We start from the raw sequence: 7,655 nt of genomic DNA on the forward strand, positions 1-7,655 counted from the left end.
GTTCCGTTCACTTCTCAAAAAATGTGCCACCCATAGGCGCTACGGGTAATAGCCCAAATAGCTCTGTCGTCTGTGCGGGTAATAGACCAAATGATCTTTTCCCCATCTACACCCACGACGCAATCAATTTCTTCAGCACTGCTTTAAAGCCTCAGAAATGCCTCTAGGAGAAGCGTTTGGCTTTCCCCCTCCCCTTACCCCTACACAAGGAGAATATGCGCTCTAGAAGCTATTTATGACCGTTATACAAGCCCTTAGAAGTACAAGCTAAAGAAAACGACGAAATGAGGTTCCTAATCCTCTCTCCTCAAAAATTAAAAAAGATCTTCCGCTCAGAGGGCCTCAACGAGCCGAAGTTATCCACAGGTCACATCCCGTTTAGAAGAGAGTTTAATAAAGTTTAAAAGAGTTTAGGCGCTCCAACCCCTTAAAATCACTCACGAAAAAGGGCCTTCATGCGGGTAATAGACCAAATGGATGCGGGTAATAGACCAAATCCGTGCGGGTAATAGACCAAATGGAATGCGGGTAATAGACCAAATGTCAAAAGGAGTTATCCACAGCCCTTGCTCCCTTTACGAGCAATTCTGGTAGGACGTGCACCCACTTTTCGACACCACGCAAGAAACGCACTATCAGGATTAGCAACTAAAACACCGTTTCTTTTCGTGGCCTCTTTCCAGTCGGCCTCAAGGGTATACACATCGTACCCAGGAACAAGCTCCTTTGCTTTTTCATAGGTTGCCGTGCGGAGATGAAGAAACTGAGGCGCAGGCGTGAGAGGCATAACCTCTGGCTCTGGCTGGTCCGCCACCTCAATGGCGCGCTTTGCATGGAGATATTCTCGTCCGTCCTTCTCCTGGATGGTAAGTGCGTAGTCGAGCAACGTGCGTTTTGCAGCAATTTCTCGTAACGCGATCGCGAAATCGGAAAACCGTTGAGTACTCCCTGACCGTTCATAGAGCGTCTGAAAATACCACCCCCACCCTGCACGATTACTGCCTGCTTGCTTACGAATGAAGCGGTAGAGCCACCGCTCAATTCCTCCAGTGAGCAGAAAATAATCAGGATGAAGTGAGAGCACGAGCCGATTATCACTGACTGCCTCAAACAACCATTCAGGAAGCACCACGGTGGCGTACTGAATTCTCCCCTGCTCGTCACGTTCGAGCTCACCGTACTCAAGCCAACTAAACATGACTGTCCTCCCTCGCGTTGCACGAAGAGTCGTGACTACTGTCGTATTCTTTAAGCGTTTAATAGCATCATCGAGCCGTTGGTACTGCACCCCTCCAATAGCACGCCGTGCTGCCTTAAGAAATGAATGAGGATGAAACCGGATCTTGCGTGAAGCATTCTCTCCCTGGTCGAGCGACTCTCGCACTTGGCTTAAAAGCCACATTATGAGGTCCCAATCCCAGATCGTCGCAATGCCAAAGGGAGCACCACCACTCACAGTAATTTCTGCCGTATCAGATTTGTAGGTAATCGGAGTGAAGCGGGGCTTTTTCGAGAGGCTAAGAAAAGGCACCTCCATTGTGTCCTGCGTGTCCCGTGTTGCAATATCGGTAAAGACCGCAGTAAAGAGGTTAAGTTGGGCGTCATTGGGAGGGGGTTTTCGAGTGACCATGAAACCTAAATGGAATCCATCTTAAGAAACTTCTCAAAGCTCCTATTACAGACGTTATCTTACTGAAAGATCGCTAAACATCTTTGCGCTTTTTGGCACAAAAGCTATAGTCTTTTTCACCTAATACCCACATTCGGAGCGACGTCGCTCCGAATGTGGGTAAAACATCTAAAAATAAGAGAATTTAGTTAGTCAATAGCGTTTTCACACTAAAGATATCCCAATTAAATCTACATACATGAACAAAACTATTGCACTTTTTAACATGTCAGGTGGGGTTGGGAAAACAACGCTGACTATGAATTTTGGCTTTCATCTAGTGGATCGTTTTAAGAAGCGCGTGCTCCTTGTCGATCTAGACCCTCAAGCATCGCTTACCACATTCATGGGACAAAGTCCTTTTGATCTCCACAAGACGTTGTGTGATAGTCTTCTTCACTATGAGCCGCTCCCTATTATTCCAGACATTTTTGGATGTGATCTTCTGCCCGCAAACCTCACACTTGCGCAAGCAGAACTCAAGCTCTCTTCAGAACTGCGGCGAGAATATAGGCTTCACGATGTGCTTGAAAGCGCAAAGAAAAGCTATGACATTATTTTAATTGATAGTCCTCCGTCTCTTGGGCTTCTTTCGGTCAACTGCCTAGTCGCTGCACAGTACCTGCTAATTCCAATTCAAACCGAATACAAATCGGTTGAAGCAACGATTAACCTTCTACAAACGACGTACGAAATTGCCCAACAAGTCAACCGGACCTTGAAAGTTGCAGGGGCAATTCCCACGATGTATGACGAAAGAACGTCACAAGCAAAACGTGCACTGCAAACGATTGAAGAACTGTTTGCATCACTTCAGAAGAAGCAAAGTTTTGCGCAAACAACAGTCTTCCCCCCTATTCCAAGACGTACTGACTTTGCTAAAGCCACTGCCCATAACCTTCCACTTGCAAAATTGACACCTCGTCATCCAGCCGTTGAGCAATTAGAAGAGATTGCGGCAGTAATAGAGAGACTTTCATGACACCTAGCACAAATGCAGCATTTACCCTGAGGGGGAAAGGAGTTCTCGATGGCTTTCTTTCAGGAGAAGGTCAGCAAGAGGCACAAAAAATACAAGAGGGCGATGCGGAATGGATTTCTATCGATAAAATCATTCCTGCACCCTACCAACCTAGACAATACTTCTCAGAAAAGAGCATTGAAAGATTAGCTCATACATTTAAGGAGCAGGGATTTCGTGGTGCGCTTAATGTCCGTCGTCGTAATGATGACGCGTTTGAGATTGTCGCGGGTGAGCGTCGATGGCGGGCTGCGAAAGCAGCAGGGCTTAATAAGGTACGTTGTCTTATTGACCACTACACTGATGAAGAGGCACTTGAATTTGCCTTGATAGAAAATCTTCAACGGGAAGACTTAAGTAAGCTTGAAGAAACAGAAGGAATTCTGCAACTTATTGAAGCAAAATGTGGTATCGCACGTGATCGCGCAATTGCCGTGATTCGTTCAGAAGGGCATTCAGATCAACAAGCTCGGAGCGACGTCGCTCCGAGCAACGAGTTGCAACAAATTGAAGTGCTTCTTTCATTGCTCAACATTGAACTGCAAACATTTCGGACCAAACACCTTCCTACGCTTACCCTTCCAGAAGATTTAAAGGAAGCACACCTTAAAAGGGGCCTTTCCTACTCATCAGCGCTAGAACTCAATAAGATAAAAGAGAAAGACGCTCGATTAGCACTCCTTAGAGAGGCACTCTCTCAAAAACTCTCATTCCGAGATATTAAAAAGCGTCTACAGGAAAGTACAAAGGGCGTGAAAAAGAGGAGTAACCTGGGAGCTGAGCGATCACTCTTTGCACGTCTTGAGGTTTCACTGAAACGAGCAAAGAAGGTCAACAATTTGTTGCAGCACACAGCACACAAAAAGCGCTTTGAGCAGATTGTGAAGGACTTAGAAGCATTACTAACAGAAAGCGAACGAAAAGAAACCTCTACGTAATCGGCCATACCGCATGAACTCCTGATTGTTCATGGACTGTCGTGTCGGTTCCTTCTCTCGGCGCTTGAGGAATCTCTTTCCACAACTGCGTGCTTTGGCGAAGGCTTTTATAGGTGCCGCACCCAAGTATTAAATGGTCAAGGACTGGTACATCAAGTAGTGTTCCTGCGTCGAGAAGTTGTCTAGTGAGCGCAATATCATCCGGGGAAGGATCGACATCTCCACTTGGATGATTGTGCCCCACGATAATTCGTGCTGATCCTCGCCGTAAAGCCTCGCCAAAAATAATACGGGGATGGGCGAGAGTCTCAGTGTCGGTTCCCATTGAAAGGAGCTTTGATGAGAGGAACCGGTGCTTAATATCAAGACATACAACGACAAATGCCTCATAGGGTTTGCACATGAGATGAGGGGCGATCGCAGCGGCGGCAAGATCCGGGGTGTCGATCACAGTGCCCATAGAAGGTGCTTGTAGGTAGAGCCGTCTACCGAGTTCAACTGCGGCGATTATCCGTGCCGCTCGTGCGACACCCATTCCCGATACGGCGATGAGCTCGGTCATGTCCACCCGAAGAAGACGCTTACAAAGGTTTCCATCACCTTGCTGCACTGCTTCAATAACACGCTGCGTCAATGCAAGAGACGAACTTGATGTTCCTGCGCTTAGCAATAACGAAAGTAGTTCTTCAGTAGAGAGCGAACTAGGTCCACTTGTCTGTAGTCGTTCAACTGGGCTGTCACTCTCTACAATTCGAATAGCTTGAGAAGAAAGCGTTGCCGTACTGTTCTCGAAAGACTCTTCAACGGAAACTTCAGATGCATGGGATTGAGAAGAATTGAAGGTGAGGTCGGACGACCATGAAGTACTTGAAAGCTTATAGGAGTACGCTACCATAGGCTTGGAAAAAGTCTATTTAACCTGAAGAAGCAAGTTATCGTATGCCTTCCTATATCCTACTTTGAGGTATTTCAGAACAAAAATTGTTCTGAATGTTAGCGCTTGAAGGTGGAGAGAGTTGATAGTTTCAATACGGGACCAAATGAAGCCTTTGGGAAGAAGGAACGATACTTCTTTGTACAAGATAACCGTACCGCTTCTTTGGAAAGAAAACCGTCACATGTCGTTGGGAGTGAAGGAGCAACAATCTCGTGAGAAAATTTGACAAAGCTGGGCAAGAAATACGGCTTTGTTGATAAATAGAGAAAGCGAGGCGATTAGATGAACTAATTCCTATAAGAGCTGTAGCATTGACTGAGTCAAAACCAAAATCTCTTGCATGAGAGTGGGTCAATACATAAAGAAGCGATCGCTTAACTCTCACAAGTTCCTCCACTTCTTCTAAAAGAGAACATTCCTTCATCTGTTGAGAGAAGGTTAACCCATTGCTATGGAGATAGCGACGGAGCGTATCAGTTGAAAGCCGTGGCCCAATGGTCAATCGTAACTCCTGAATCACACAAGGAAGCGTCCAGAGCGGCGCTGCTTCTTGGTGAGAAGTAAGCATATTCACTAACCTCACGAAATCACTTTCATGCAGTGTTACTTTGGGTCTGCCTACGACGCCTTTACGTTTCTTAGAAACTGGAGCACGGGAAACAGGTTCATGCAGTAGCAAAGAAATAACGGCATCAAGCCCAAGATTAAGGTGCGCACAAATCTCAGGAGTAGTGAAGCCTATCTCACGGAGATGATGCACTTTGCGCTGCAAAGTTTGATTCATTAATTTTTAAGCCTTTAGTTAAAGAGTCTAGGGCTTAATAATTTTGCGTTAAATTCATGATTGTTCCACGCTGTTTTGGAAGCAAAATTAAACATAAGAAGGAAGTTCATTTTTCAACATATTCTTTCTTTTTAAGAAGTTAGGTATTTAATAAGGATGTAGCGACAAATTCATAAATAAACCATATTTATAGCGTGGAACATAGCATTTTCTGGTCTTAGCTCCACCTTATCTACTAACAGAGTAAATGAGAGACCGTAGAAGTGTGGCTGCGAGCACGGGAGGCTCCTTCTTAAGAACAAACTAAGTTTCAGGATCCCGATTCAGTCATATCCTGAAACTCCTATCAACACAGGTGGCAGCGGAGCTTTTTGGAGATATATGGGGCGTTTGATGTTGAGTGGGACGAAAAAGTACTGTGTTGTGATATGAAAAGTACTCTTCTCAGTGGTGGTAAGGACCTATGAGGAAAAAAACAAGTGCACCTATACTTTCTCTTCCTCCAGTGAAGCTCTTAAACAAATATGAAGCAGCGGCTCTTCTCTCAATTAGCCCAACAACCCTGAAGAAGTATCGGCTTGCGAAAGACTCACCTCTGTTAGAGGGAATTCACTACTATCGATGGAATTCTCGCACCATTCGCTATAACGAGGCACTTCTTGTTGATTGGGCAATTAACAGAAATTCTCCGGCAGCTCACCAAAGAACTATTGAGACCTACCTAAAAAGTCGCTTTTAGGCATGGAGGAAAGCCAATTTGCTTCCACAAGAAATAGCAAAGCTGCAAGATTTTTGAGCGTGGAACTTAGGAGAAAAAATTCATAGCTTTTACCAACCACAGGTGCCAGTAAAACTTTAAGATCTTTTCGATCAAGCTTTCTGGGTTTGTAGAATGAGACTGCTCTACGCTGTGCTATGCAACAGCTTCCACTCATATAGGGGGAAGGCATTGCACCAAAGATGCCTACTTTCATAAGGGCGATCGCCTCAATCGTCCGGTTCACTGCTAACTGCTGAGAGTAGCAAGGGTCTTGCCTATCCAACTCCACGAAATAGAGAGCTGTCAGTAAATTCTCCAGCGCATCCTCAAGCTGCTGCCACTGCTTGTATCGCTGCCACAACTCATCCGGCGAAGGAAAGCCTTCCAACGGAATCTCCCGCTCTACCGGACTGCCATAGGTGCCACTCCGGTCATGAAGCAGAAACGCATCGCCATTGGATGAAAAAACAAACGGCACCTGAAGCGCATCTGCATAGACCAATGCCTGCTGCATCCCCGCCCTCAGGCTGTGCTTGTTGTCTTTTACTGTAATAACGGCAATCGCCTGGTTAATAGGGAGTATAACAAATGGTCAGCTCGTCGAGTTTTCCCTCACCCTGTCATTTGTCCCCTTATAATCATCTAAGCATCTGTAGAGCTAAACTTTCGGCTCGAATTACCCTATTTCCCAACTAGCCGAGCAGAGGGCAGGAATGATGTAGCGATCGCAAACTTCCGCTTTGTTCAGATCTTCATTATTCATTAGAGAGCATGGGAAAGCAGGGTACGCAACGATACGTGTTTCGATTAAATAGGCCGGGTGTATCAAATCTTGCTCTACTCAAGCCAAACACACCGCTTATGTAAGTATTTTCAAAAAGAAATTTTTCCAAGCAAGAACTGTAGGGATTCTGCCATCGAGGTCAAGAATAATAACTAACAGGCAATCTGCAATTTTTTAATACGCCTAAGTGTTAAATGTCTTTGAGGGGTGTCAGGTGACAATGCCCTTGTCAGGAGACGACAGTGCAGTAGGCGGATTTGACGACCACCTGTGAGATCGCCAATTGACGCTTAGGTATCAGACAAAATCAACGACAAAAAAGACATTGTTCAAAAGTCCCGCATGCGAAGTGGAGACCCGAACAATGTCTGGCAAAACAATTGAAAGTTTTCAAATACGAGTGTACATGAATGCACGAGAACTGGGGTTGACTCAGGTAGATTCAGCTACCATTGCCGAATTTTCAGAACGGACTGGCCAACGCATCGAGGCTGGCACCCATCAGCCCAAGCGAGGGCAAGAGCGCCCTCGCCGTACGGGTCATGATCCACTAGCCGAGGTCTGGGAAAGCGAATTGAAACCGATGCTAGAACGAGAGCCAGGGCTAACGCCCATGACCCTATTCGAGTATCTGCAAGAGCGCTATCCCGGACAATACCCTCAGGTACTGCGAACCCTGCAACGACGAGTGCAGGAATGGAAAGCCCTGCATGGTGAAGCGCGGGATGTGATGTTCGAATTGCGCCATGAGCCAGGGATGAT

The 7,655-nt window shown here is 46.0% G+C and carries 6 protein-coding genes and 1 pseudogene; 3 read left to right on the forward strand and 4 right to left on the reverse strand.

Annotation, left to right across the window (positions count from 1 at the left end):
• Nucleotides 1-553 precede the first annotated feature (553 nt).
• A complete protein-coding gene (locus NDI52_RS07530) occupies nucleotides 554-1,630 on the reverse strand; it encodes a replication initiator protein A (RefSeq protein WP_348256375.1) in 1,077 nt (358 codons plus the stop codon).
• Nucleotides 1,631-1,868: 238 nt separating this feature from the next.
• On the opposite strand from NDI52_RS07530, the gene NDI52_RS07535 reads away from it, so the two are divergent.
• Nucleotides 1,869-2,651 carry a ParA family protein gene (locus tag NDI52_RS07535; RefSeq protein WP_348256376.1) on the forward strand — a complete coding sequence of 261 codons (783 nt, stop codon included), beginning with the start codon at nucleotides 1,869-1,871 and terminating at the stop codon, nucleotides 2,649-2,651.
• The gene (locus NDI52_RS07540; RefSeq protein WP_348256377.1) at nucleotides 2,648-3,628 is read left to right on the forward strand and encodes a ParB/RepB/Spo0J family partition protein; all 981 of its coding nucleotides are present in this window, start codon (nucleotides 2,648-2,650) and stop codon (nucleotides 3,626-3,628) included. The genes NDI52_RS07535 and NDI52_RS07540 overlap by 4 nt, the downstream gene beginning before the upstream one ends.
• On the opposite strand, the gene radC is transcribed toward NDI52_RS07540, so the two are convergent.
• The 3 genes from radC to NDI52_RS07555 form a co-directional block, all read right to left on the reverse strand.
• Nucleotides 3,621-4,523, reverse strand: coding sequence for a DNA repair protein RadC (gene radC / locus NDI52_RS07545; RefSeq protein WP_348256378.1), 903 nt, complete (start codon nucleotides 4,521-4,523; stop codon nucleotides 3,621-3,623). The two genes, NDI52_RS07540 and radC, sit on opposite strands and share 8 nt — an antisense overlap.
• Nucleotides 4,524-4,653: 130 nt before the next feature.
• Nucleotides 4,654-5,349 carry a hypothetical protein gene (locus NDI52_RS07550; protein ID WP_348256379.1) on the reverse strand — a complete coding sequence of 232 codons (696 nt, stop codon included), beginning with the start codon at nucleotides 5,347-5,349 and terminating at the stop codon, nucleotides 4,654-4,656.
• A 707-nt stretch (nucleotides 5,350-6,056) separates the two neighbouring features.
• Nucleotides 6,057-6,623 carry a hypothetical protein gene (locus NDI52_RS07555; RefSeq protein WP_348256380.1) on the reverse strand — a complete coding sequence of 189 codons (567 nt, stop codon included), beginning with the start codon at nucleotides 6,621-6,623 and terminating at the stop codon, nucleotides 6,057-6,059.
• A gap of 634 nt (nucleotides 6,624-7,257) precedes the next feature.
• On the opposite strand from NDI52_RS07555, the pseudogene NDI52_RS07560 reads away from it, so the two are divergent.
• A pseudogene (locus NDI52_RS07560) lies at nucleotides 7,258-7,655 on the forward strand (IS21 family transposase); the annotation flags it as partial.

Origin of the sequence: Leptolyngbya sp. PL-A3 (assembly GCF_039962325.1) — a bacterium.
Classification (GTDB): domain Bacteria; phylum Cyanobacteriota; class Cyanobacteriia; order Elainellales; family Elainellaceae; genus Vacuolonema.